The sequence below is a fragment of the Pseudomonas sp. SJZ077 genome (assembly GCF_007993905.1).
Taxonomy (GTDB): domain Bacteria; phylum Pseudomonadota; class Gammaproteobacteria; order Pseudomonadales; family Pseudomonadaceae; genus Aquipseudomonas; species Aquipseudomonas mandelii.
Window position 1 is genome coordinate 29512 of the sequence record NZ_VIUJ01000032.1, and the last position, 24629, is coordinate 54140.

21 protein-coding genes are annotated in these 24629 nt (G+C 60.6%); 11 read left to right on the top strand and 10 right to left on the bottom strand.

Translation table 11 applies throughout. From position 1 onward, the window contains the following. The first annotated feature begins 76 nt into the window (after positions 1 to 76). On the top strand, positions 77 to 556 hold the full coding sequence (locus tag FBY01_RS30115) for a VOC family protein (RefSeq protein ID WP_145310852.1): 480 nt from the start codon (positions 77 to 79) through the stop codon (positions 554 to 556). Between the two features lie 25 nt (positions 557 to 581). On the opposite strand, the gene FBY01_RS30120 is transcribed toward FBY01_RS30115, so the two are convergent. The 8 genes from FBY01_RS30120 to FBY01_RS30155 all read right to left on the bottom strand — a co-directional run bounded on the left by FBY01_RS30120 (position 582) and on the right by FBY01_RS30155 (position 12723). Beyond that, positions 582 to 1445, bottom strand: a complete 864-nt coding sequence (locus FBY01_RS30120; protein WP_145310850.1) for a hypothetical protein — start codon at positions 1443 to 1445, stop codon at positions 582 to 584. A 63-nt stretch (positions 1446 to 1508) separates the two neighbouring features. Then, positions 1509 to 2411 (bottom strand): twin-arginine translocation pathway signal, encoded by a 903-nt coding sequence (locus FBY01_RS30125; RefSeq protein WP_256664566.1) that lies wholly within the window; start codon positions 2409 to 2411, stop codon positions 1509 to 1511. After that, positions 2408 to 3061: an alginate O-acetyltransferase AlgF gene (locus tag FBY01_RS30130; RefSeq protein WP_083377096.1), complete on the bottom strand. Its 654-nt coding sequence runs from the start codon at positions 3059 to 3061 to the stop codon at positions 2408 to 2410. The genes FBY01_RS30125 and FBY01_RS30130 overlap by 4 nt, the downstream gene beginning before the upstream one ends. An 8-nt stretch (positions 3062 to 3069) precedes the next feature. Continuing rightward, positions 3070 to 5613, bottom strand: a complete 2544-nt coding sequence (locus FBY01_RS30135) for a bacteriophage N4 adsorption protein A (protein WP_145310848.1) — start codon at positions 5611 to 5613, stop codon at positions 3070 to 3072. Further along, a complete protein-coding gene (locus FBY01_RS30140) occupies positions 5610 to 7724 on the bottom strand; it encodes a glycosyl transferase family protein (RefSeq protein ID WP_102593378.1) in 2115 nt (704 codons plus the stop codon). The genes FBY01_RS30135 and FBY01_RS30140 overlap by 4 nt, the downstream gene beginning before the upstream one ends. A 12-nt stretch (positions 7725 to 7736) precedes the next feature. Continuing rightward, positions 7737 to 9950: a hypothetical protein gene (locus FBY01_RS30145; protein ID WP_145310846.1), complete on the bottom strand. Its 2214-nt coding sequence runs from the start codon at positions 9948 to 9950 to the stop codon at positions 7737 to 7739. A 41-nt stretch (positions 9951 to 9991) separates the two neighbouring features. Continuing rightward, on the bottom strand, positions 9992 to 11230 hold the full coding sequence (gene wecB / locus FBY01_RS30150) for a non-hydrolyzing UDP-N-acetylglucosamine 2-epimerase (RefSeq protein WP_256664570.1): 1239 nt from the start codon (positions 11228 to 11230) through the stop codon (positions 9992 to 9994). Positions 11231 to 11835: 605 nt separating this feature from the next. Beyond that, positions 11836 to 12723: a LysR substrate-binding domain-containing protein gene (locus tag FBY01_RS30155; RefSeq protein ID WP_145310844.1), complete on the bottom strand. Its 888-nt coding sequence runs from the start codon at positions 12721 to 12723 to the stop codon at positions 11836 to 11838. A gap of 134 nt (positions 12724 to 12857) precedes the next feature. Here FBY01_RS30155 and FBY01_RS30160 point away from each other — a divergent pair, with 134 nt between their 5' ends. From FBY01_RS30160 to FBY01_RS30175, 4 genes are read left to right on the top strand one after another with little or no spacing between them, the layout of a single operon-like run. Then, the gene (locus tag FBY01_RS30160; RefSeq protein WP_083377092.1) at positions 12858 to 13910 is read left to right on the top strand and encodes an agmatine/peptidylarginine deiminase; all 1053 of its coding nucleotides are present in this window, start codon (positions 12858 to 12860) and stop codon (positions 13908 to 13910) included. A 4-nt stretch (positions 13911 to 13914) separates the two neighbouring features. Then, complete coding sequence (gene aguB, locus FBY01_RS30165) at positions 13915 to 14823, top strand: N-carbamoylputrescine amidase (protein ID WP_145310842.1); 909 nt, start codon at positions 13915 to 13917, stop codon at positions 14821 to 14823. A 1-nt stretch (position 14824) separates the two neighbouring features. Then, a complete protein-coding gene (locus tag FBY01_RS30170; RefSeq protein ID WP_083377091.1) occupies positions 14825 to 15922 on the top strand; it encodes an extracellular solute-binding protein in 1098 nt (365 codons plus the stop codon). Further along, positions 15919 to 17064: an agmatine/peptidylarginine deiminase gene (locus FBY01_RS30175; RefSeq protein WP_145310839.1), complete on the top strand. Its 1146-nt coding sequence runs from the start codon at positions 15919 to 15921 to the stop codon at positions 17062 to 17064. Before FBY01_RS30170 ends, FBY01_RS30175 begins: the two co-directional genes overlap by 4 nt. Before the next feature lie 49 nt (positions 17065 to 17113). Here the strand turns inward: FBY01_RS30175 and FBY01_RS30180 are convergent, their stop codons facing one another. Then, entirely contained in the window at positions 17114 to 18064 is a 951-nt protein-coding gene (locus FBY01_RS30180; protein ID WP_145310836.1) for an AraC family transcriptional regulator, read from the bottom strand. A gap of 294 nt (positions 18065 to 18358) precedes the next feature. Between FBY01_RS30180 and FBY01_RS30185 the strand changes: the two genes are divergently transcribed. The 6 genes from FBY01_RS30185 (at position 18359) to FBY01_RS30210 (ending at position 23616) form a co-directional block, all read left to right on the top strand. Then, on the top strand, positions 18359 to 19666 hold the full coding sequence (locus FBY01_RS30185; RefSeq protein WP_145310834.1) for a sugar ABC transporter substrate-binding protein: 1308 nt from the start codon (positions 18359 to 18361) through the stop codon (positions 19664 to 19666). 196 nt (positions 19667 to 19862) lie between these two features. Beyond that, complete coding sequence (locus tag FBY01_RS30190; RefSeq protein ID WP_145310832.1) at positions 19863 to 20636, top strand: L-iditol 2-dehydrogenase; 774 nt, start codon at positions 19863 to 19865, stop codon at positions 20634 to 20636. A 227-nt stretch (positions 20637 to 20863) separates the two neighbouring features. Further along, entirely contained in the window at positions 20864 to 21790 is a 927-nt protein-coding gene (locus tag FBY01_RS30195) for a Gfo/Idh/MocA family protein (protein ID WP_145310829.1), read from the top strand. 91 nt (positions 21791 to 21881) lie between these two features. After that, positions 21882 to 22184 (top strand): helix-turn-helix transcriptional regulator, encoded by a 303-nt coding sequence (locus FBY01_RS30200; protein WP_010459152.1) that lies wholly within the window; start codon positions 21882 to 21884, stop codon positions 22182 to 22184. Positions 22185 to 22248: 64 nt separating this feature from the next. Next, the gene (locus FBY01_RS30205; RefSeq protein WP_077750112.1) at positions 22249 to 23232 is read left to right on the top strand and encodes a zinc-dependent alcohol dehydrogenase family protein; all 984 of its coding nucleotides are present in this window, start codon (positions 22249 to 22251) and stop codon (positions 23230 to 23232) included. A gap of 33 nt (positions 23233 to 23265) precedes the next feature. After that, the gene (locus tag FBY01_RS30210) at positions 23266 to 23616 is read left to right on the top strand and encodes an antibiotic biosynthesis monooxygenase (RefSeq protein ID WP_145310827.1); all 351 of its coding nucleotides are present in this window, start codon (positions 23266 to 23268) and stop codon (positions 23614 to 23616) included. A gap of 59 nt (positions 23617 to 23675) precedes the next feature. On the opposite strand, the gene FBY01_RS30215 is transcribed toward FBY01_RS30210, so the two are convergent. Then, a complete protein-coding gene (locus FBY01_RS30215) occupies positions 23676 to 24371 on the bottom strand; it encodes a tRNA (adenine(22)-N(1))-methyltransferase TrmK (protein WP_221109150.1) in 696 nt (231 codons plus the stop codon). Positions 24372 to 24629 lie beyond the last annotated feature (258 nt).

The window sequence follows — 24629 nt, forward strand, 5'->3', positions numbered from 1 at the left end:
GGGCATGGCCCTCTTCGTGGTCCATCTGGTCGCTCAGCTAGAATGACCATTCATTCCCCATTGATGGAGAACCAGAATGGTCAGCAAAAACACGATTTGCCTCTGGTACGACGGCGCCGCGCTGGAGGCCGCAACGTTCTACGCCAAGACGTTTCCCGACAGCGCGGTGGGCACCATCCTTCGCGCGCCTGGCGACTATCCTGCGGGCAAGCAGGGCGATGTATTGACGGTCGAATTCACGGTGATGGGCATTCCGTGTCTCGGTCTGAACGGGGGCTCGGGGGTCAAGCACAACGAGGCGTTCTCGTTCCAGGTGGCGACTGACGACCAGGCCGAAACCGACCGCTTGTGGAGCGCGATTGTCGGAAACGGCGGCCAGGAAAACGTCTGTGGCTGGTGCCAGGACAAATGGGGACTGTCGTGGCAGATCACGCCCCGCGTCCTGACGGATGCCATCAATAATCCTGATCAAGCAGCGGCCAAGCGCGCGTTCAACTCGATGATGCAGATGGGGAAAATCGATGTCGCGGCGATCGAAGCGGCGGTCAAGGGTTAATCCGACCTGACGCTGATGATCTACGTTATCGCGCCAGTTGCTCCACCAGCTCAGGCGTCACGTAGTGCGGTCCGTCGAACAGGTACAGCGGATAACCGTCATAGGCCGCCAATTGCGGCTTGAGCTCGGCGGCGGTGGCGGAGCGAAATCCGCCGCCGAAGTTGGGGCGGAAGGCTTCGACGATGATGCGCACCCGGTCTTTGCCCAGGCGCTCGCGCAACGCGTCGGCGTAGGTCCTGGCGACCGGTGCGGTGCGGGCGTAGACACCGACGCCGTCCTGGAAGAACACGCCAATGTCATTCGGCAGCCACTGCTTGAGCCATTCTGCCGTGGCGACAGGGCCGATGTTCGCACCGTCATACACGCTGATCCATAACGGTCGTGGCAGCTTGGCCAGCAGGGCGGGCAGTTCTTTGGCGCGGGTCCAGCTGGGGTCGACTTCGGCGGGGAAGTACCAGCCGGTGACGTGCAAGGGCGTCGGCAATTTGGCGATGCGTGCCGAGACTGCCGCCAGTTGCTCGATGTTGTCCCGTGAGCGGTTTTCGCTGAAATAGCCGGCCAGTCCGAGGATGACGTCTTGCGCCCAAGGGGCCTTGGCAATGCGTGCCCAATCGGGCAGAACCGGCACGCTGGGCAGGCCGGAACTGGCAACGAATGCCTGATCGTCGACGACAGTCCATTGCACCAGCAGCTCGCGGGCCCCCAGCTTTTCCCAGTGGCCATTGATGCCGACGGTCTTGTTGTCCGGCTGCCAGACGATGCCGACGATCCCTGGGGTCTGGGCCTTTTTGTCCGTCACGTAGAGCACGCCGGTCCCGGTGCCGAGAATGGCGGCAAACAACAGACCCGCAATGGTCGCGCGACTGGCGGTGTAACCAAGAATGTTCACGGAAGCGCCTTATTGATGCGCTGATGCCATTGGCTCAGCGAGGTGACGCCTTTGGCGTTCCAGTTAGCTGCGGCATCGGGGCCGAGGTGGAACTGGCCCTCGTTGAATTGCCAGACGATCACTTGCGGTTTGTGTTGGGCGAAATCCGCAGAGGTATTGCAGCAGCGTAGCCCATGGGCCGACATCGCCAGGATTCCAGGTCAGCGCGACGGGACGGTCCAGGGCATTGGAAAGCTTTTGCGTAAAGCCCAGGTAAGGTTGGACAAAGCTGTTGCCGATCACCTGAACCGGTGCCGGTGCATCATCGATCAGCAAGTCGTTCTGGGCCTGATGGCGAACGGTGTAGATGTCGCGACCAATCGATTTACGTTTGATCGCCGGCAGGAAATTGCTCGCCAGATCGCCGAACGCGCGTCGGTCGAACCACTCGCCCAGTGCCGCGCCACCGCCGGGTTCGCCTTGCAGGCGGTAACGCTCGGTAATCAGTTGCGCCGTGGCGTCGGCGGTGTTTTCCGCGCTCCAGGCGGTCCAGTGGTAGTCGGCGCGATAAAACGCGGTCTGTTTGCCGTGTTCAGTGCGTTGCAGGACGGGCTTGATGTTCAGCGTGGTCAGGCCTGCCTGAGTCAGCTCGCTCTGTATGTGGTCGTAGCGCTGCATCACGGCCGGGCTCAAGGGCTGATTGGCGGGCAGGCGCGAGGCATAAAACGGCGCTTTCATCGGCACTACCAATACGACCAGACTGATGTGTTCCCGCGCAAGGTTCTGCTGGAGTTGTTTCACCAGCGCAATGTTGCGAGTCGTGCCGGGGTTATCGACCTTGCTCAGGCTTTCCCAGGCCGGGAACAGCCAGCCACCTTCGCCGGTAATGACCGCCGAGGCCGCTTCAACGCCGGTGCCCGACAGGCTCAACAAGACACCGGCGATCAGGGCGGAAACCGGCCAGCGAGATTTCCATTGAAGGGTCATGGCGCGGTCTGGTCGACAAGGCCGATCAGGCGTGGAGCCTGCCGGGAGCCGACCAGGAACAGGCTGTAACGATCGCCGGCCTTGAAGGGCGCCAGCTTGAACGGCAGGCTGATGTTCTGCTCGCAATTGGCAACCAGCGTTGCTTGCACCGGGTTAATCGTGCGCTGGGCCTGACCGTTGAACGGCACTTGATTGAACACCGGGGCATGGTTAGCCAGTTTCACCCCGGCCTTTTCGCAACCGCTGGCCAGGTTGTAGAGGTTGAGTTCGGCACGCAAGTCTTTGCCGCGCAGCGGCGGGTCGATGACCAGGCGGGGTGCCCGCGCCGGGTCACTGTCGAGAATCAGCGTGACCCACGCACTTTTCGGTGCGCTCAGGCCCTTTATCTCGCGACCGTTGACGGTCACTTGCAGCGGTTGTCGCGAGTCCACGACCTGAAAAGGACTGGCCACCGTCGCCTGGGTCGAAAGGGCGAAACTCGCGCCCTGGCCCACCTGGACCTGCATGGCAGTGTCGGAGGGGTTGACCACCCGCACCCAGGCCGAACCCTCCGGCAGTTTTGGCGCGTACAACTGGGCAATTTCAGGGGCGGCGTTTGCCCCCATCGGGATCAGGCCAAGTCCCAACCACAAACAGAATCGAATCTTCATGCAAGTCCTCAATAGGAATAAGTCAGGCGACCGAAGACACCTTGAGCGCGATCATCGCCCAGCACCTTGACGCGGTACTGCAGGGAGAAGTCGAGATAGGAGCGGGGCGCGTTGTACGCATCTTCGCGGAACCAGTAGCGCACGTTGTTGCCGACACCGATGCCACCGGCCTTGCCGGACGATGAGTCCGATTTGCCATCGGAGTCGGTGCCACTGTTCATCTTCGAGTCGTAATCGAACGCGGCCACCACATGGGGGAATGTCACCCAGCGTGAGCCCGCGCCACCGATGGCATAGCTGCGGCCGACCTGCCATTCGCTGTTGAAATAGTCCCGCGAGTCGTTGACGTAATGTCCGGCTTCAGCGAACAACTGCGAAGTCCACCAGCTGGAGGCATCGACCCGCAGATCGGTCCCGACGCTTGCGCCATAGCCCAGACGCAGCAGCCAGTCACCGTCGACGTCCGACGATCCCAAGGGGAATGTGCGCTCGACGGCGGCCATCACGTTCAGTGACGTAAAGGGTTTGACCCGTACACCCACCGCGCCTTGCAGCGCATCGAAACCAGTGTCCGAATCGCTGTTCTTGCTCCACAGCGTGTCGGTGACGCGTCCGTAGAGTTCGACAAAGCGTGCATTGCGATAGCCCAACGGGCGCCAGGACAATTCGGTGCTGTTCTGCAGGCTGTCATTGCTGCTATTGCCGCCGCTCGGCGCTGAGCTCAGGCCGCTGCTGGTGCTGTTGCCGCGGTAACTGGTGGTGTTGGTCAAACCCCAGGTGCGCGACACATCGGCCACGGTGCGACGGGTGTCGAACAGCTGCTGCGGGGACAGGTCCGGTTCACCGGCATTGTTTGCGTCGATGACGCGCTTGAAGTAGCTGACGGCTTGTTCGTCATCATTGACCCGCATCGCGTTATAGGCCGCGTCCTGAGTGGCTGTCGGCGTCAGTCGCGTCTCGGCATCGGCCTTGCGGAACGATGCGTGGGCACCGTCATCGTCGCCGGCCTGGACCGATAAGTATGCGATCTGCAGGTCGCTCATCGATTCCAGTTCACCCGTGTCCCGCGCTTGTTGCAGCCGTTCGCGCGCGGTTCGGCGCTGGCCGATGGCGCTGTACAGACTTGCTTCTTCATAGGCAGGCAGGCTCCCCAGCGCCAAGGCCTGGGTAAAGTCTTCGCGAGCCCCAGCGTCGTCACCCGATTGCTGGCGCAGACGACCGCGTTGGGCCAGCAGTCGGGCGTCATCGCCGCTGAGCTTGAGGCCCTCGCTGGCTGCCGCGATGGCTTCGGGCACTCGCTTCTGGTCACTCAAGGCGCTGACGAGCAACCGTCGGTACGCTGGATTCTGCGGCGCACGGGCAATGGCTTCGTTGGCCAGGACGACGGCCGAGGCGGGGTCCTTGCTGGCGAGTGCGGCGTAAGCCTGGCCGGCCTTGTCGGTGCCGCCGTCGCGCTGGTTGCCCGGCCAGATATCGCAGACCAGGCCAAAAGCGGTTTCCTGACAGTTCAGGGCCGGGGCCGGAAACTGGGCGACAGCGTTCAACCCGTTGTTTTTTTGCCTGAGGGCCATCCGGGCGGCAGTGCGTCGACGGGCCACTTCGCCGCCTTCGTCATCGATCAAAGGTTGCAGCTGATCAAGCGCCCGCTGAGGCTCGCCATGGGCCAGCGCAGCGTCGGCGGCGAAGAAGCGAATGTCGCGGGTTTCGGTTTCCAGCAGGCCATCGATGGACAGGGCGTGATTCAGGTCAGCCTCGGCTGCCGCTGTTTTACCCTGACGATCAAGGGCGTAGCTGCGCAGGATCCACGGCGCGATTTCGCCATCGTCCTGAGCCAGTGCGCCAGACGCGGCCAGCTCGGCCCCTCGGTAATCCTTGGCTGCGAGCAGGGCGCTGATCAGCAGTTGCTGATTGGCGCCGATTTCCGGTGCCCAGGCGACGGCTTTCCGGGCCTTATCCACGGCCAACGGCACCTGGCCTTGCTCCAGGGCGCGATAACTGTCGACGGCCAGCGGTGCGGCCAATTGTCGACGAATCGCTTCGCGGCGCATCAGCAACGTATCGTCGTCCGGGAACACGGCCAATGCCTGAGTGGTGGCCTGATCCGCTTCTTGAAGATGTTGTTGACGCTGCAACGACTCGATCAGCAGCAGTCGATAATCCATGCGTTTGGGTGCCTGAGCGATGGCTTTGCGTGACGCTTGTGCCGCCGCGCCGAAATCATCGCGATCATAGGCCTTGAAGGCTTGGGCGGCGGCGCCGAAGCCTGGAGCCTGACGTGACTGTGGGTAGCGCTTGGGTTGATCACGCAGATCCTTGTCCCGTTGAGCCAGCACGATCAGCCTGTTCAAACGGGTGATGTCGGCGCGCTGACGCAACGCTTCGCGGGCCTTGGCGATGGCCAGGTCGTAGTCTTTGCGCTCGTAGGCGCTGTAGGCCTCGTTGGCAGTGACGTAGGCTGGACCGGTCAACGGTAATGGCAGTGTTTCGGCATGAGCCAGCGCAGGTATCAGGCTCAGCCCCGTGGCCATGAGAGTCAGCAAAGGGCGATTCATGCCGGAAGTTCCTCAGGGTAGTGGCTGTGTTGACGTGCCACGGCCTTTTCGATGGTGGCGCGGGGCAGCACGCCGCTGTCGACCAGATAGTCGCCGATGCGTCCGTGACGCTGCGGGCGGTACTGCAACATGGTGCGGTTGAACACGTCGCGATCCAGCAGGCCCATTTCGATCAACAGGTCACCCAACAGTGGCGCGCGGGCATCTGGTACCGACTGGCCTTCGCGCACATTCATCAGGCGCAACTGCGCAACGATTTCGCTTTCACGGGCAATCAGCTGCACCGGCTCGCTGCCCAGTACCTCGCTGACTTGTTGCAGACCTTCGGCCGGCAACGGACTGGCCACGGCCAGTTGGACTCGGCCGTCGGCATTCAAACCCACTGGCACCACACGCCAGCGCAGGGCGAATTCATCGTCCAGGGTGAGGGTCGACGCCTGCGCCTTGTGGGCCACATCGAACACCCGCGGCAGGTCATTCTGGAAGGCGATGGCTTCGGCCAGTGTCTCGTCGTCCAACCAGCCATTGCTGAGCAAGATCCGCCCCAATGGCATGTGCCGGGTTTTCTGTTCGGCGAGGGCGCTTTGCAGGTCGGTTTCGTTGATCGCCTGCCAGGACAGCAACACGCTGCCCAGCTTGCGCGGGGCGGCGGCGACCAGGTCGGTGGACGGGAAGTCGTGCATGGTCTTGTCCCACACCAGTTTGCGGTTCATGACCTTGCCAACCAGGAACATGCGCCAGGCCCGTGACGCGGCCATGAAGTTGACGAAGTTGCCCACCACCATGCGCGGGATGGACAGCAAACCGTGCTGCCAGCCGTACAGCACGGTGGTGAAATAACAGCGATGCGCGATGCGCCAGGCCAGCGCAACACCGTTGGCCAGCAGCAAGTATTTGATGAAGCCGTTGGTTTCGAACGGCGTGGGGAAACTCACGTCCCACAGACCGCTCTGGCGCAGGATGATCAGGCCCAACAGCTGCACCAGAATCACGTAGGCGATGATGCTGACAAACGCCGTCACTACGCCTTTGCGGTCACGGAACAACAGATATCGGTTGGCCAGCGAACCGTTCCAGCCCATTTGCTCCCAGCCTTGCAGGCCGATGCCCAGTGTCCAGCGGGCCTTCTGCCGGAACGCGGTGCGGAAGGTGTCGGGAAAGAACTCGCGCACGCACAACGGCATCTTCAGCGTCGATTCGTAAGGCTTGCGAAACCAGGATTTGCGCAGCACACGAAACTGCACCGGGAAGCGCACGAAGATCGCGTTCATGCCGACCTTGGCCAGGCGTGCGCCGACGTCGTAGTCCTCGGTGAGGCTGTCAGTGTTGAACGGCTGGTTCTGGGTTTCCCCGGCCAGCACACGCAGGGCGCGATGGGAAAAACAGGTGCCGACGCCGGCAGACGGCACCGTGTCGGTCATGCTTTCACGCACCACCAGGTCCTTGCCGTGCCATTCGGCGAACTCGTCCATGTAGGTGCCGGCCACCCATTCGTACCAGTTGCGTTCCAGCGAAACCACGGGCAACTGGATCATGTCCTTGCGCGGCAGCAAGTAGTTGAACAGGCGCAATTCCATCGGGTGCAGCACGTCTTCGCTGTCGTGCAACACGACGCCGGCGAAGGTCATGCCGTGGGTTTTCTCATGCAGGAAGATCGCCTGGATCACCCAGTTCAGGCAGTCGGCCTTGCAGGTCGGCCCGGCGTGCGGGACTTCCACGCGGTGCAGCTGCTTGTAGCGCCGACGCATGCGCTCCACTTCGTCAATGGTGCGCTGATCGTTGATGTAGGTGCCGACGAAAACCACATAGTTCTGGTAATCGAGGGTCGACACCATGTTTTCGATCATCGGCGCGATGACGTCATATTCCAGCCAGGCCGGGACCATGATTGCCAGCGGCTGCTCATCCCGGGCCATCAACTGCTCGGCGGTCAGCGGTCGGTATTTGCGGTCCGCGGTGAACTTGCGAAACAGGCGGCGCGACCAGTACCACAGGTCAATGAACAGGTCGTCCAGGCTGGAAATCAGGATCAGCACCGCGACCACGATGGTCGAGATCTCCAGAAAGCTGTAGTAGTGAGCCAGCCAATAGGGCCAATAAAGCGACGTCATCGAAGGGTTCCGTTACTGGCGATTGCGACGGGCATTACGGCCAGCCAGCAACAGGATGAGAACCAACAGGATGCCACCCGGAATCAGCCACAACAGCGACGGTGTCCGCCAGGCGTCGAGGCCCTTGGGTTCTTCGTTGTCGATCAATTGGCTGCCGCTTGGATCCTGAGTGTCGAAGGTGGTCAGGGCACCGTTGTCGCCGAGGATGGCCACATCGCCGCGGGTCAGCAGAATCTGTTTGGCGAAGCGTGGCGAGTCATTGCCCAATGCGCGATAGACCATACCGCGCTGGCCGCCGGCATCGACCACTTGCAACGAGGCAAGGTGATTGAGCGGATGCACGTCAAGCAACACTTGATCCTTGTGATTGATGCGCAGGCGCCCCTGCTCATCGACCTGCACGGACTCCTTGCTGCCTTTGATCGGCAGCTCGAAGGCGAGGAAGGCCTTGTCCAGCGTGACCGAGGCTTTCGGATCTGTGATGACCTTCAATTGCGCACGCAGCGGCGAGACCCCGGCGGCATCGGCGACTGAAATCACCTGCGGCAAGCTGCTCGCCGGATGATCGAGGTAGGCCTGAGGCACCAGGAGTTGGGTGTCCACGGCAAAGCGCGCGGCCATGCCGGAGAAGTCATCACCCAGCGCGGTTTTTTCCAGCACGATGTGGCTGGTCGGCAGCACGGAAACCGGGAAGGCTTGCGGCGTTTCCAGGCAGCGATCACTCACGGGCTGGCGCTGGAACGACACGCGCAACACGTTGGTCGCGCCCACGGCGTAACGCGGGATGCGCGCTTCGATGCGTTGTTTTTCACCGTTGGCCACCAGCTGCTGCGCGCCAATCAGGTAGTCATTGAGAAACAGCGAGGCCACCGGCGCAGTGTCTGAAGCGCCGGGCGCGGCAGACACATCGACCACAGCCTTCACCGGCAAGCGACCGTCGTAAGCCACGCTGCCCAGAGGGAATGACGTGCTCCAGTCAGACTTGGCCAGCACGTCGATGGCGCCGGGATTGCCGCCCAGGCGAGACAGGGCGACACGGCCGTCGGTGCTCAAGGGCAGCTGTGCTTCGCTGACGGTCAATTGGCGACTGCGTGCCAGTTTGTTCCAGGCGCTACTGAACAAGGCCAGCGCCTTGTCGGTGGCATGCGGCGCAATCATCAGAACCGGGCGCGTGCCCACGAGGGCCAGGCGCACATTGTCAGTGCCATTGGCGGCAAGGCCGGCATTGATATGCGTCTCACGCCATTGCGTGAACGCGTTGGCCGCCGTGGCATCGAAGCCCTGGATTTGGCTCTGCAGCGCGTCGAGGGACGCATTGATCGCTGTGAGCAGTTGCGGGTCGTTGACCGCCAGATCCGCCTGGACGTTCGGCGTCTGGCCCAACACCAGCAACGCGCCGATCTCCGCCGGGTTCGCCAGGGTGTGTCGACCTTTGCCGTTGAGGCTGGCGAACGCTGGAATACCTTGCAGTTCGGCCGGAATGCGCAGGCCGCTCAGGTCGACGCTGTCTTGTACGGCAGGGAAGGGCAGGATTTGACTGCGCTTGCCAATCCGCTCCAGTGCCACGCCCAGACGCCATGCCGAATCGTAGCTTTCAGCGGATAAGGTGCCGGGCGCGACCATGATCCCCGGTTTGCCAGGCAAGGCCGTCCACGCAGCGCCGACGTCGCGCAACTGGCTGGCGTCATAGCTGTAAGTCAGGCGGGTGTCCGGTTCGATACGCAGAACATTGCCGATGGCGCGTTCGTCTTCGCACAGCACACGGGACACGATCGACGACCAGGCGATGCCCAGGCGTAGCGAGCCGCTGTCCCGCGCTTTTTTGTCCACGCCCAGCGTGACGCTGGCGTCACCCTGGGGTTCGCTGAGCCCTTCGGCACGCACTGGATAACCGTCCAGCGACAGCAGCAGCGTGTTGCGGCCGCCTTCGCCATTGAGGTAACTGGCGTCGAAATTCAACGTCGCATCCGTCAGCGGAACACCTGCCGGCACCGGCAGATACAGTTCGCGGCGGGCATCGGTGGAGCCGAGGATGATCGGTGCATCGATCCCCAGATCGCTCAAGCGCACCTCCCGCTCTTGTCGGGTGTCGGCGTTGAGCCGGTTGATCGCCTGGGTGAGCGGACTGTCCGCGGCCAAGGCAAAGGTCGGCATGAGCGCGAGCAGGCTCACACCACAGGCAAGGGCGCTGAGGGCACCCGTATGGATGGCAACGGAAGACTTCATTCAGGTAGATCTCGAGCTGATAAGGGGAGGAACGGTTTGGTTTATCGAGAGGTAAAAGCGGGGTAATGCTTCTCGGGCGCAGGCTGTGCAGACGGGTATTGCAGGAACTTGGGCAAGGACTGGCCGGCCACGATGAAATCGTCCACCGGACGGCCCATCAGGGCATCGACGATGCGCGCACTGGCCTTGCCGTCGCCGTAAGGGTTGGCCGCCTGGGAGCAGCGGCGCCACAACAGGTCGTCATCGAACAGCGCGTTAACGCCAGCGATGATCGAGCCCGGCGAGGTACCGACCAGGCGCACAGTGCCCGCCGCCACAGCTTCCGGGCGCTCGGTCACATCACGCATGACCAGCACCGGTTTGCCCAGGGACGGCGCTTCTTCCTGCACGCCACCGGAATCGGTGAGGATCACATGGGCCCGTTGCATCAGGCGCACGAAGGCCAGGTAGTCCAGCGGCTGGATCAGGTGCACGTTGGGCAGATCGCCCAGATGCTCGGTGACCGGGCCCATGACATTGGGGTTCAAGTGCACCGGGTAAACGATCTGGATATCCGAACGCCGAGCCAGATGACTCAGGGCCTTGCAGATATCCAGGAAGCCTTCACCGAAATTTTCCCGACGATGCCCGGTCACCAACAGGACCTTGCGGCCGGTCTGCAGGAACGAAAACTGCCGGTCCAGGCTTGCGCGCAGGTCGGCATCCTGCTCAATGCGCCGTGCAGTCATCTGCAGCGCGTCGATCACCGTATTGCCGGTGACGAAGGTGCGACCCTGTAGGCGTTCGTCGAGCAGGTTCTGGCGCGACTCGTGGGTGGGCGCAAACAGCATGTCCGCCCCCAGGTCGATGCAGCGACGGTTCATTTCTTCCGGCCATGGGCTGTAGATATCACCGGTTCGCAGCCCGGCTTCCACATGGCCGACCGGGATCCGTCGATGGAACGCCGCCATCGCGGCCACCATGGCCGAGGTCGTGTCGCCGTGCACCAGCACCCGGTCCGGGCAGGTCATTTCCAGCACCGGGTCGATCGCCCCGTAAAGCGCCGCCGTCAGGGAGTTGAGCGTCTGCTGCGGGGTCATGACATCGAGGGTGTAATCGGCCTTGAGGTCGAACAGGTCCAGCACCTGTTTGAGCATGCTTTGGTGTTGGCCGGTGATGCATATCTGCGAATCAATGCCGGGTTCCGCAGCGAGGGCTTTGACTAACGGCGCCATCTTGATGGCTTCTGGACGGGTACCGAAGATCGAAAGGATTTTAATCCTTGAATGATGACGAGCGATGATGCCTTCCTCGCGCAGTTTCAGTGCGCAGCACAATGCAGGCCCAAGTTTTATTGAACTTGAGCAAGCCGGTGTTATTGAATTTGATTAATGCCGGGGATCAGCGTTGATGCTGATATTCACTTCGTGTGAGGGGGAGAGCGCCTGTAAGCCCGGAAGCGGCGGAATTATTAGCATTGAAGAGAGATGTTTTAAAGCGCTACATGGAATTTATTATTTATTAAATGAGTTTGAAACTTTTATAACTGATCCCTGTCTTTTTTTGGTTTTGTGTTTTTCTGGCGGGATTTTGTTTTAGTTGGTAATAGAATATTAAGTTGTTGTTTTTAAAGGGTTTAAATATTTAAAGTCCATTCGTCGGTGTGTTTGAATTTTTGAATGATTGTTGCAGTCTCGGTCGGTGGCATTAGCGAGTGGTTTTTGTGAAATACAAGTCACTTAAATGGCGCCTGAATAATGTCATGGCGCACTGGAAGTTCTTTTGAACTAATTAAGTTTTTTGTAAGCGACTTCTCTCAATAGCACTAGGCTGAGTGTTCTGTTGTTCAATATGAACTTCATCAACGGACTTGGCTGAGGATACTGGCCATTAGCCGAGTCCCCTTTCATATTGCAAGTGCGGGAGACGTCTGGCTCGTTGCGTCCAGGTTACTTAACAGCCACTCGACGAAGCTTCGCGCCAGCGGATTGTTCTCGCTGTCACGATGGGTCAGCAAGGCCCAGTTCGGGCCGCGAATGGTGTCTTCCACCAAGGGCTGCAACAGTCCGCTGTCACGTGCCGGCCGACTCAGCAACTGACTGACCAGGGCGATGCCGAGCCCCGCGCAGGCGGCGTCCAGCAGCAGGCCGGGGTCGGAGAAATTCAGCCCCTGATCCTTCTGCCCGACATCAATCCCGGCCTCCACCGCCCAATGACTCCAGTCCATCTCCCGCTCTCCGTGAAGGGTGGTGCGCTGCTCGACGGGCACCGTCAACACGTCTGGATGACACGCCGGGTACAGGCGGTCGGCGTGCAACACCTTGAAGCTGCACTCGGCCTGGGAACTGATGTCGTCACGCACCGCGAGGTCGATGGTCTGGGTGGTCATGTCCGGGACTTCATCGGTGCTGAAAATCCACAGGTCGACCTCCGGGTGCCGACGACGAAAATCCCCCAGACGCGGCAGCAACCAATGGCGGGCGAATGTCGGCGTGGTGTTGAGCACCAGTTGGTTGGGTTTCTGGTATTGCCCGAGGCGACGAATGCCGACCGCCAGTTGCTGCAATAACGCCTGGGTGGTGCTGAGCAAATCGTGACCGGCATCGGTCAGGCTGACGCTGCGTCCACTGCGAAAAAACAACGGCTGCTCAAGGTACGCCTCAAGCGTGCGGATCTGCTGGCTGATGGCCGACTGGGTCAGGTGCAACTCGTCGGCCGCCTTGTGAAAACTGCCCAGGCGGGCGGCGGCTTCAAAGCCGCGAAGGGTGTTGAGCGGGGGCCAGTGCTTGAGCATATCGATAAGTTCCTCTAATCACTTTTCTACAAAATCCATCGTTTGTTGGCCTTGTTTTACGGCCGTAGCATGCATGCCAAGACCGCGAAGGCAATTTTCATTGAACACAATGACTTAACTCAAGGGTGCTTGTCATGCAGCAGAACGAACTTCAGAACAGTGGCTGGTGGATGCCGGCAGAGTGGGTGAAGCACGCCGCGACCTGGATGGTCTGGCCACACAACCAGGCGCTTTGGGAGTCGGGCTGGGGCGTCACCTTGCCGTTGGTGCAAGAGGACTTTGCCCGGGTGGCGAACGCCATCGCCCGGTTCGAGCCGGTGAAAATGGTCGTCGACCCGTCGGCCGTTGCGAGTGCCAAAGCGCTGTGTGGGCCCAACATCGAATTGATCGAATTGGCCGTGAACGACAGTTGGTGCCGCGACTCCGGCCCGAGCTTCGTCTGCCATCCGCAACACGGTCTGGGCGGGGTGAGCTGGCGCTTCAATGCCTGGGGCGGCAAGTCGCTGCATAACCTCGACGAAAGCCTGGCGCGCCGCGCACTCAATCGCCTCGGCGTGCCGTGCTTTGGCACCCCGCTGAGCAACGAAGGCGGTGCGATTCATGTCGACGGCGAGGGCACGCTGATCACCACCGAATCGGTGTTGCTCAACCCCAATCGCAACCCCGGCATGACCAAGGCCGAGATCGAGGAAATCTTCACCCGTCTGCTGGGGGTGAAGAAAACCATCTGGCTGCCGGGTGACCCGGACTACGTGACGGGCGACATGACTGACGGCCACGTCGATGGCGTCTGCGCCTTCGCCCGCCCCGGCGTGTTGCTGGTGGATGCCACCCACGACAAAGATTCGGTGTACGCCGAGGTTGCACGGGAAAACCGTCGCGCACTGGAGCTTGCCACCGATGCCCACGGGCGCACGTTCGAGCTGATCGAACTCTATGAAGCCACCGATGCCGTGGACACCGAAGCCGAAGTGTTCTGTGCCTCGTACACCAACTTCTACATCGCCAACCACGCGATCATCATGCCGGCCTATGGCATCGACGCCGACCACGCGGCGGCCGAAGTGTTGGCCCGGGCGTTCCCGGAGCGCGAGGTGGTGCCGGTGCGGATCAATCACCTGGCCCATGGCGGCGGCGGGGTGCATTGCATCACCCAGCAGCAGCCGGCCTGGCCCGTGCAGGAGTGATGCCATGACCCTGTTGACGATTGCTACCACCCAGATGCCGTGCACCTGGGACTTGCCGAACAATCTCGATCAGGCCGAGCGACTGATCCGTGAGGCGGCCGCGAAGGGCGCCCAGGTCATCCTGTTACAGGAGCTGTTCGCTACGCCGTATTTCTGCATTGAACAAAGCCATAAACATTTGGCGTTGGCCGAAGAGTATCGATACAGCGGCGTACTCAAGCGCTTTGCTGCGCTGGCCAAGGAGTTGGGGGTGGTGTTGCCACTGAGCTGGTTCGAGAAGGCTGGCAATGCCTACTTCAATTCCCTGAGCGTGGCCGACGCTGACGGGCGCTTGCTGGGGGTGTATCGCAAGACCCACATCCCCAACGCCATCGGTTACCAGGAGAAGGAGTATTTCAGCCCTGGCGACACCGGTTTCCGTGTCTGGGACACGGCGTTCGGGCGCCTCGGCGTCGGGATCTGCTGGGATCAGTGGTTCCCCGAGACCGCCCGCTGCCTGGCGTTGATGGGCGCCGAAGTCTTGCTGTTTCCTACCGCCATCGGCTCTGAGCCGGGGTGTGCAGCGCTGGATTCCCGTGACCACTGGCAGATGACCATGCGTGGCCATGCCGCTGCGAACATCCTGCCGGTGGTGGCGGCCAATCGCGTCGGTCGTGAGGTGGCGACCACCGATGCGGCCTTGCAAATGAGCTTCTACGGCTCGTCGTTTATCTGCAACCACAAGGGCAAGTTGCTCGCCGAGGCTGATCGCGAGAGCAGCGGCGTGCTGGTCCACAGCCTGGACTTGCACGCCATGCGCGAAGAACGCCTGAGCTGGGGCATCTACCGCGACCGTCGCCCGGACATGTACGGGGCGTTGCTGAGTCAGGACGGTCGTCACCTTCATGCACGCTGGAACACTCAAGGAGTTTGATATGCGCATTCCCCGCAAGCTGTTGCTCGGCGCCTTGGGATGGGCAATCGCCTCGTCGCCGCTGCACGCCGAAGAGAAGACCCTGCGGCTCTACAACTGGGCCGATTACTTCGCCGAAGACACCCTCGCCAGATTCACTGCCGAAACCGGGATCAAGGTGATCTACGACGTCATGGACGGCAGCGAAACCCTGGAGGCCAAGATGCTCGCCGGCGGCAGTGGCTATGACCTGATCTTCCCCGGCGACACCGTCGCCGAACGCTTGATGCGCGCCGGCAGCCTGCTGCCGCTGGATCGCTCAAAACTCACCGCCGTCGACGACATCGAACCCGGTTTGCAGAAGCTGCGCAGGCAGTACGAAACGTCGAGCCAGGCCACCGTCCCCTACACCTGGGGCACCATCGGCCTGACCTACAATGACGAACAGGTCAAACAGCGTTCGCCCGACGCCCCGGTCAACAGCCTGGACATGCTGTTCAAACCGGAACTGGCGGCGAAATTTGCCGATTGCGGCATCTCGATAATCGACTCGCCGGACGAAGTGCTGGCGGTGGTGCTCAACTACCTCGGGCGTGAACCGCGCAGCGCCAAGCCTGAAGACCTGGCCGCAGCGAGTGAGTTGCTGATGAAGCTGCGACCGCACATTCGCAAGTTCCAGTCGCAACCCGTGACCGATCTGGTCAACGGCAACCTGTGCCTGTCCCTCGGTTACAGCGGTGACATGACCCAGGCACAACGCACCTCGGACAGCGCCGGCAAGCACACTCGTTTCGAATATCGCATTCCCCGCGAAGGCACGACCGTGTGGATGGACACCATGGCCATTCCGGTCGACGCCAAACACCCGGAGTACGCCTACGCGTTCATCAACTTCGTCATGCGCCCGCAGAACATGGCGGCCATCAGCAATTTCACCGGCTACCCGACATCCAACGCCAAGGCCCGCCCGGACGTCGATGCGACGATGCGCAACAACCCGGATATTTACCTCGATGAGGCCACCTATGCGCGGCTGATTCCGGGCAAGGACATTCCCCAATCCGACATGCGGGCGCGGATGCGCACCTGGACCAAATTCAAGACGGCGACAGCGAAATGAGTGCTTCAGACAAGGATCAACACCGGCCGACACGGCGGGATTTCATCAAGCAGGTGTCGGTGATTGCCGGTCTCGGCGCTGCAGCTTCCCTCGGCTTCAGCTTTGCGCCCGTGCACGCAGCGACGCAAGGTCGTTGGCGCATGCCGGACGAGGGCGACCGACACGAACGGGCCTTCATCGCGTTCGGCGCACAGAGCGCCATCTGGGAGGATTTCACGCCCGAAGTGCAAGCGACCATGGGCCTGATCGCCCGCACCATCGCCCGCTATGAGCCGGTCACCGTGTTCTGCCGCCAGGGCGAGCGGCGTCTGGCCGAACGACAGTGCGGCACGGCCAATATCACCTACGTCACCACTGAGCTTGACGACATCTGGATGCGCGATATCAGCGCCAATTTTGTCATCGATGGCGAAGGCGGACTCGGCGCCGTTGATTTCAACTTCAACGGCTGGGGCAACAAACAGCAGCATGACGAGGATGCGCAAGTGGCCGCTTTGGTGGCCGAGACTACGCAGGCACGTTATCTGCGCAGCGAACTGGTGGGCGAGGGCGGCGGTATCGAAGTGGATGGCCACGGCACGGGGATCATGACCGAAAGCAGCTGGATCAACCGCAACCGCAACCCCGACTGGACCAAAGCCGAGGTCGAGCAGGAACTGAAAGACCGTTTGGGGTTGCGCAAAATCATCTGGTTGCCGGGCATCAAGGGCAAGGACATCACCGACGCTCACGTTGATTTCTACGCGCGGTTCGTCAAGCCGGGCGTGGTGGTCGCCAACCTCGACAACGACCCCGATTCATACGACCGGAACGTGACATTGGCGCACCTGGACATCCTTAAAAACGCCACCGACGCCGATGGCCGCAAGCTGCAGGTGCATACTTTGTCGCCACCGCTCAATCCGCGCAAAAGTCAGTTCACCCGCAACAACCCGGACTTTGCTGCCGGATACATCAACTACTTTCTGGTGAATGGCGCGGTCATTGCGCCCGAGTTTGGTGACAAAGCGGCGGATACGAAGGCCTTTGAACTGTTGTCGCAGCTGTACCCGGACCGGGAGGTGGTACAGCTCAATATCGACGCCGTCGCGGCGGGTGGCGGAGGGATTCACTGTGTGACCAGTCATCAGCCGGCGGTTTGAGCGCAATGGAAGCGAGTCCAGGTTGAACCGACTGGCTCGCATCGCTCATTCAATGGGCTTTGGTGAACGGCAGGGAGGCGTGGGGACCGTTGCGATTGAACAGGGTCATCGCCGAACCGCGACGGTATTCACTCGGGGTCTGGTCCATTTCGATACGGAAGTGCCGATTGAAGTTGGACAGGTTTTCATAGCCCACTTCAAAACAGATGCCCGCCACTGACATCTCGGTTTGCAACAGTAGCCGGCAGGCACGCTGAACCCTGAGCTTGCGCATCAGGTCGATGAAACCGTGGCCGGTGACTCGCTTGAAGAAGCGCGAAAAACCGGGCTCGCTCATGTTCAGGCGCTGGGCAATCACCGATAGGCGAATGTCGCCTGTGAGCTCGGTCAACAAGTAGTCAAAGGCCTTGTGGATGCGCTCGGAGCTTTGGGCATCCAGGGATGGCGCGTAGTAAGCGCTGGCGAGCACATGGACGTCTTGGGAGGGCGCTTTCATCAGTGCATTGATCAGTTGCAGAAACAGAATCAGGCGTTCGAGCCCCTGAGCGGGGCCAATGTCTTCCAGCAGATGTGCGGCCTGCACAGCCGTTGCGCCGCAGAACTCCAGGCCCCGGCGTGCACGTTCAAACAGGTGCTGAAGCTCGCCCAGTTCGGGCATCGTTTCACGCAAGGCCAGAATCGCGGCACCGTCGAATTGCAGAACCACATCGCGTCCTGCCAGGAACTCGCCGGGTGCCAGATCGCCTATCCAGTCATGGGGCAGATCAGGGCCGATCAGCGCCACATGTCCGGCACCGAATGCGCCGATGTAATCGCCCGCAACCAGCTTGCCGCTGCCTTGGCGGATCAGGTGGATTTCGAATTCCGGGTGGTGATTCCAGCGAGCCAGGGAGTAGGGGTAGTCGTGTTCATACCAGCGAAAACAATGATCGGGCTCGGGAAGAATGACCTCCAGTTCGGCGGGGCGCTGTTCAAACAGCGCGGCTCGGCTATCAGGCATGGCAGGTCTCTTTCTTTGTTATTTGTTGTTCGTATGCAGGCAACATACGCCTTCCTGCCTGGCGCTTGCTAGCTCGGGGATTGCTTGGCACTGATACTTTTTTGATCGCCAGGCTGTGTCCCGGGGACGGTAAAAAAAGTATCGGGTTGCTGTCCTCTGTGCGTTTGTCCGGGGTTTTCCAAGCTGGTGTAATCAAGCCGTCCACCATGGCTGCGCAGCTGTATTTGCCCGGCAATGGTTAACAACAAAAATAATAGCTTCCGTCGTCCAGGGCGCGAAGCGGAGAGCACTACGATGACCATCCCGAACGCACTGTACATTTTTGCCGGCCTGTCTTTTGCCCTCGTCAGTCATGCAGCCGAAACGGTCACCATCGCCACTGTGAACAATGGCGATATGATCCGGATGCAGCGGCTCTCCAAGATCTTTGAACAGCAGCACCCCGACGTGAAGCTCAACTGGGTGGTGCTGGAAGAAAACGTCCTGCGTCAGCGCCTGACCACCGATATCGCGACTCAGGGCGGGCAGTTCGACGTGCTGACAATTGGTACTTATGAAACACCGCTGTGGGGTGCCAAGCATTGGCTTGAGCCGATCACGGCACTGCCGCCGGCCTACGATCTGCAAGACATCTTCCCCTCGGTACGCCAGGGCTTGTCGGTCGACAACACGCTCTATGCCTTGCCTTTCTATGGTGAAAGCACGATCACTTATTACCGCACCGACCTGTTCAAGGGCGCCGGGTTGACCATGCCGGAGCATCCGACCTGGACGCAGCTCGGCGAGTTCGCCTCCAGGCTGCACGAACCCGATAAAGGACAGTACGGCATGTGCCTGCGGGGCAAGGCAGGGTGGGGTGAGAACATTGCGTTGTTGAGCACCATGGCCAATGCCTTTGGCGCCCGCTGGTTCGATGAACAGTGGCACCCGGAGCTGGCCAGCCCGGAGTGGACCGCCGCGGCGCACTTCTACGTCGACACCCTGAAAAAGTATGGGCCACCCGGTGTGTCGAGCAATGGCTTCAACGAGAGCCTCGCGCTGTTCAACAGCGGCAAGTGCGCGATCTGGGTGGATGCCAGCGTGGCGGGATCTTTCACGACGGACAAGGAACAGAGCAACGTCGTCGACCGCGTTGGCTTTGCCCCGGCACCGACGCAGGTCACCGACAAGGGTTCGTCGTGGCTGTATGCGTGGTCGTTGGCGATACCGGCCACCTCCAAGCATAAAGAGACAGCCAAGGCGTTCATCACGTGGGCCACGTCGAAAGAATACATTCAGCTGGTCGCTGAAAAAGACGGCATCGCCAATGTTCCGCCTGGCACGCGTCAATCCACGTACAGCGAGGCCTATCTGCACGCGGCGCCTTTCGCGCAAGTGACCTTGCAGATGATGCAGCACGCTGACCCAGCACACCCCTCGATCAAGCCGGTTCCTTACGTCGGCATCCAGTACGTCACGATTCCTGAGTTCCAGGCGATAGGCACCTCCGTGGGGAAACTGTTTTCCGCTGCGCTGACGGGGCAAATGTCTGTCGATCAGGCACTCGCTGCCGCACAGACCTCCACCGAACGTGAAATGAAACGCGCCGGTTATCCCAAGTAGCCAACGGTGCATCGGGGCCACTGTCCTGGTTTGTCTGGACACCGAGTGGCCTCCATCGCGGACAAGCCACGCGCCCACAGGATTGCGCAATTAATGTGGGAGCGGGTCTGTCCTGATGCGTCTCGCTGCCTGAACGCTACACCCCGCCTGCCCTTGATCGGGCTTACCCGAATGTTAGAAAACGGATGAACCATCAATGAAACGACTCGAAGGAAAAAGCGCGCTTGTCACAGGGGCCGCCCGAGGCATTGGACGTTCCTTTGCCCAGGCTTACATTCGCGAGGGAGCGACCGTCGCTATCGCGGACATCAACCTGGAGCGTGCCCAAGCCACGGCCACCGAGCTGGGGCCTGACGCATACGCTGTCGAGATGGACGTTACCCGCCAGGCGTCCATCGATGCGGCCATCGCCGCTGTCATCGCGCAGACCGGCAAGCTGGATATCTTGATCAACAACGCCGCACTGTTCGACCTTGCGCCCATTGTCGATATCACCCGCGACAGCTTCGAGCGTCTGTTTTCGATCAATGTGGCAGGAACGCTTTTCACCCTGCAGGCAGCGGCCCGTCAGATGATCATTCAGGGGCATGGCGGCAAGATCATCAACATGGCCAGCCAGGCTGGACGAAGAGGGGAGGCCCTCGTGGGGGTGTATTGCGCGACCAAAGCGGCGGTGATCAGCCTTACCCAATCCGCAGGGTTGGACCTGATCAAGCATGGGATCAATGTGAATGCCATCGCCCCAGGTGTCGTCGATGGCGAGCATTGGGACGGCGTCGATGCAATGTTTGCCCGCTATGAGAACCGGCCATTGGGTGAAAAGAAAAAGCGCGTGGGGCAGGAAGTGCCTTTTGGGCGGATGGGCACCGCTGAGGACCTGACGGGCATGGCGATTTTCCTCGCGTCGTTCGAGAGCGAATATGTGGTGGCTCAGACCTACAATGTCGACGGTGGTAACTGGATGAGCTGACCTGTTTTTGCGCCGGCGTGGCGACGGTGCGATGCCTTCGCCATGACGGGTTCAGGGGGGCGTCGGTGGCGGGCCGCTATTGACCCGCAGCGTCCGTTGGCAGGGATAGCATCGCTCACGCTCGCGTGCCAGATGAAACGTCAGCACATCATCAATGACTTCCCCGCCACACAAACGTAATCTTGCCGATTCGCGTATCAAGAAAAACAAAAAATCAGGAGTCATTGATGCAACCGATCCGTCTCGGTCTGGTGGGCTACGGCAAGATTGCCCAGGATCAACACGTCCCCGCTATCAACGCCAACCCCGCGTTCCAGTTGGTTTCTGTCGCCACGCAAGGGCAGCCCTGCGCCGGGGTCGAGAACTTTCGGTCCCTGGGCGAGTTGCTCGACAAGGGCCCGCAGGTCGATGCGATTGCGTTTTGCACTCCGCCGCAGGGGCGCTTCGCGCTGGTGCAACAAGCGTTGTCCGCCGGCAAACACGTGCTGGTCGAAAAACCGCCGTGCGCCACGCTGGGTGAAGCCATGGCATTGGTGAGCCAGGTGCAGGAGCAAGGCGTCAGCGGTTTGTTCGCCTGGCATTCACGCTACGCGCCCGGTATCGAAGCCGCCCGTGCCTGGCTGGCCACCCGCACCCTGCAAAGCGTGCAGATCGACTGGAAGGAAGATGTGCGCAAATGGCACCCCGGTCAGGCCTGGATCTGGCAACCCGGCGGCTTGGGCGTCTTTGATCCCGGTATCAATGCTTTGTCGATTGCAACCCATCTGTTGGCGCTGCCGCTGTTTGTCGAGTCTGCCGAGCTGCGAGTCCCCAATAACTGCCAGTCGCCGATTGCCGCTTCGATCAAAATGTCTGACGCGCGTCACCTCGACGTGCGCGCAGAGTTCGATTTCGACCACGGTCATGACGAACTCTGGAGCATCGAGATTCGCTGCACCGAAGGCACCCTGCGACTGGACAACGGTGGCGCATTGTTGAGTATCGATGGCGTGCATCAAGCCGTCTCGGAGGAGGGCGAGTACTCGGCGGTGTACCGACATTTCCAACAGCTGATTGGCGACAAAACCAGTGACCTGGACCTCCAGCCGCTGCGACTGGTGGCTGACAGCTTTTTTGTCGGCAGTCGGGTATCGGTTGAGCCGTTCTACGATTAACGGCTGCTCGGTCAAAGGGTGAGGCAAGCGTCAGCCGCTTGCTCTCGTATTAATGTATTGACATATCGGTAAATGTCGATATCTTCGAGTTATGGAATTACTCGAAATATTCAAAGCCCTCTCAAACCGTACACGCCTTGAAATCTTGAAAGGTTTGAAGGATCCAGCCAAGAACTTCCCTCCGCAGGATGAAGGTGACGTTCATACGGTGGGCGTCTGCGTCAGTAGTATTCAAGAAGGCGTCGGCCTGTCGCAGTCGACGGTGTCTGATTATCTTGCAACGCTGCAACGAGTGGGCCTGGTCGAGGTCAGGCGCATCGGTCAGTGGACCTACTACAAGCGCAATGAAGCAACCATCAGTGCTCTTGTCGAGCTCATGGGGAAAGAGCTGTAGCTTTTTTTTACCGTAAGATATCTAGAAATCCCGATATCCCTTTTTATCGAAACGAGGATTGACCATGAAAGCGCTCATACTCAAATCATTTGGCGGCCCGGAATCGTTCGAACTTCGTGACGTGCCCAAGCCAGTACCGCACACAGGACAGGTCCTGGTCCGGGTACACGCAACCTCCATCAATCCGCTGGATTACCAGGTACGACGTGGCGATTATCCCGATCTGGTGCAACTGCCAGCCATTACCGGACACGACGTATCTGGCGTTGTCGAAGCCGTTGGGCCGGGTGTGACGACCTTCGCCCCGGGAGACGAAGTCTGGTACACCCCGCAAATATTCGACGGGCCAGGCAGTTATGCCGAGTACCACGTTGCTGCCGAAAGCATTGTCGGGAAGAAGCCTCCCTCGATCAGCCATCTTGAGGCAGCAAGCCTGAGTCTGGTCGGAGGAACGGCGTGGGAAGCACTGGCTGTGCGTGCTGAGCTCCGAGTGGGGGAAAGCATCCTGGTCCACGGCGGCGCGGGAGGCGTCGGTCATGTGGCGATCCAGCTGGCAAAAGCCATGGGCGCAAGGGTGTTCACGACTGTGCGCGAAGCAAACGTTGAGTTCGCTCGAAGTATGGGGGCCGACGTGATCATCGACTACGAAAAGGAGGATTACGTCGACGCCATCATCCGGGAAACCGGTGGTCGCGGAGTCGATGTCGTGTTCGACACCATCGGCGGCAACACACTGTCGCGTAGCCCCGACGTGCTCGCACAACTGGGCCGCGTTGTCTCGATTGTGGACATTGCCCAGCCACAAAACGTCGTTCAGGCCTGGGGCAAGAACGCGAGTTATCACTTCGTTTTCACAAGACAAAACCGCGGCAAGCTTGATGAGTTGAGCGCATTGATAGAACGCGGTCAGCTGCGGCCGCACGTTGGCGCTGTCTATTCGCTTGCCGACATTGCGCTCGCCCATGCCCTTCTGGAGAGGCCCAACAACGGTGTTCAAGGAAAAATCGCGATTGCAGTAGGGCCGTCGTCCCATCTCGTCAGTGCGTAATTTTGACCGTTGAACTCACTTTAAGGGAACGCCATGATTTACGAGATCGCTCTGTTACCCGTGCACAAAGATCAGATTGAAACGTTCAGGCGTGCATTTGCCGAGGTCGCTCCTTTGCTCAGCCGCGCAAAGGGTTACCGCGGTCACTTGCTCGCTCAAGGGATCGAAACTCCCCAGCTATTCAACCTGATCGTGCGATGGCAATCACTCGAGGATCACACGCCGGGCTTCGAGGCGAGTGAAGACCATCGGATATTCATGATGGGCTTGGAGGAATATTTTTCGGAGGAACCGACGGTCTATCACCTCGAGGGTGGACCCTTTGCTACAGGCGAATATGATGATCCGAACAGCGCCGCCGGCATGGGGAATGCTGTTGCCTGAGGTGTTTTTAGCTTTGCCGGATCACCGCTCTGCACTGTTCGCGTAAGCCCTGCACAATCTCAAGCCAGCAGCTCGGTGATCCATCGGGCCTGCCGGGCGATCTCTTGCAGCTTCGCCTCGGGCACGGCCTGCCGCGCACGGGCGAAGTGGGTCAGGGTCTGCTGCTTGTGGCGCAAGATGCGCTGCCACTTGAGCAGGAACGCCGGGCTGCGTGCCTGCATCTGCAGCGGGCCGAAGTACAACTCCTCGGCGGTGTACGTCACCGCAGAGGCGCGCTCGGCGACGATGATTTCGTAGTCAAAGCGGTTTTCCCGCAGCAGTTCCTCGCAGAGGATGCGGTAGCCGTTGTCCATCAGCCATTGGCGCAACGGCTGTTCGCCGCCGTTGGGCTGCAGGATCAGGCGTTCCTGGCCGCTCAGGTGCGCCTTGCCGCTGTCGAGGATGTCGCGGATCGTCTCGCCGCCCATGCCGCAGATGCTGATCGCCGTGATCCCATCTTCCGGCTCGATGGCCGCCAGGCCATTGGCCAGGCGCACGGTGATTCGCAGGTCTTCACCGCTCTCGCGCACGGTGCGTTCAGCCGAGTGGAACGGCGTCAATGCCACCTCACCGGCCACCGCCGATGCGATGACGCCCCGGCGCATCAACGCCACCGGCAGGTAGCCGTGATCCGAGCCGATATCGGCGAGGCGCGCACCGGCTGGCACATGCGCCGCCACGCGTTCCAGGCGCATGGACAATGTCTGTTCGTTCAACCGCAACCCCTTTTCACCACAAACGACCGGCACTTTGGCCGGATCGGGGCGCCATTCTGTCGAGCAACGCCGTGCATTTCAAATTCCTGCGACCGGGGCCATGGATCGCCCGGTGCCTTAGCGCTCGAAGCGAACATGAATCCGAGCACTTTCTGCCATTGCTGAGTCAGTTCGGCGGTGCAATCGGCGAGCAGCGCCCTACCTCAATTTCACAAAACCCTCAAAGCAACCGTTCAATGGCAGAATCTCCCCCACTTG

What these genes read in the sequence shown, in the direction of transcription:
- FBY01_RS30185 (WP_145310834.1), top strand. Translation starts at nt 18,359, where the DNA reads ATGACCATCCCGAACGCACTGTACATTTTTGCCGGCCTGTCTTTTGCC.
- FBY01_RS30180 (WP_145310836.1), bottom strand. Translation starts at nt 18,064, where the DNA reads ATGCCTGATAGCCGAGCCGCGCTGTTTGAACAGCGCCCCGCCGAACTG.
- FBY01_RS30135 (WP_145310848.1), bottom strand. Translation starts at nt 5,613, where the DNA reads ATGAATCGCCCTTTGCTGACTCTCATGGCCACGGGGCTGAGCCTGATA.
- FBY01_RS30200 (WP_010459152.1), top strand. Translation starts at nt 21,882, where the DNA reads ATGGAATTACTCGAAATATTCAAAGCCCTCTCAAACCGTACACGCCTT.
- FBY01_RS30115 (WP_145310852.1), top strand. Translation starts at nt 77, where the DNA reads ATGGTCAGCAAAAACACGATTTGCCTCTGGTACGACGGCGCCGCGCTG.
- FBY01_RS30195 (WP_145310829.1), top strand. Translation starts at nt 20,864, where the DNA reads ATGCAACCGATCCGTCTCGGTCTGGTGGGCTACGGCAAGATTGCCCAG.
- FBY01_RS30170 (WP_083377091.1), top strand. Translation starts at nt 14,825, where the DNA reads ATGCGCATTCCCCGCAAGCTGTTGCTCGGCGCCTTGGGATGGGCAATC.
- FBY01_RS30140 (WP_102593378.1), bottom strand. Translation starts at nt 7,724, where the DNA reads ATGACGTCGCTTTATTGGCCCTATTGGCTGGCTCACTACTACAGCTTT.
- aguB (WP_145310842.1), top strand. Translation starts at nt 13,915, where the DNA reads ATGACCCTGTTGACGATTGCTACCACCCAGATGCCGTGCACCTGGGAC.
- FBY01_RS30155 (WP_145310844.1), bottom strand. Translation starts at nt 12,723, where the DNA reads ATGCTCAAGCACTGGCCCCCGCTCAACACCCTTCGCGGCTTTGAAGCC.
- FBY01_RS30160 (WP_083377092.1), top strand. Translation starts at nt 12,858, where the DNA reads ATGCAGCAGAACGAACTTCAGAACAGTGGCTGGTGGATGCCGGCAGAG.
- FBY01_RS30205 (WP_077750112.1), top strand. Translation starts at nt 22,249, where the DNA reads ATGAAAGCGCTCATACTCAAATCATTTGGCGGCCCGGAATCGTTCGAA.
- FBY01_RS30175 (WP_145310839.1), top strand. Translation starts at nt 15,919, where the DNA reads ATGAGTGCTTCAGACAAGGATCAACACCGGCCGACACGGCGGGATTTC.
- FBY01_RS30190 (WP_145310832.1), top strand. Translation starts at nt 19,863, where the DNA reads ATGAAACGACTCGAAGGAAAAAGCGCGCTTGTCACAGGGGCCGCCCGA.
- FBY01_RS30210 (WP_145310827.1), top strand. Translation starts at nt 23,266, where the DNA reads ATGATTTACGAGATCGCTCTGTTACCCGTGCACAAAGATCAGATTGAA.
- FBY01_RS30130 (WP_083377096.1), bottom strand. Translation starts at nt 3,061, where the DNA reads ATGAAGATTCGATTCTGTTTGTGGTTGGGACTTGGCCTGATCCCGATG.
- FBY01_RS30125 (WP_256664566.1), bottom strand. Translation starts at nt 2,411, where the DNA reads ATGACCCTTCAATGGAAATCTCGCTGGCCGGTTTCCGCCCTGATCGCC.
- FBY01_RS30145 (WP_145310846.1), bottom strand. Translation starts at nt 9,950, where the DNA reads ATGAAGTCTTCCGTTGCCATCCATACGGGTGCCCTCAGCGCCCTTGCC.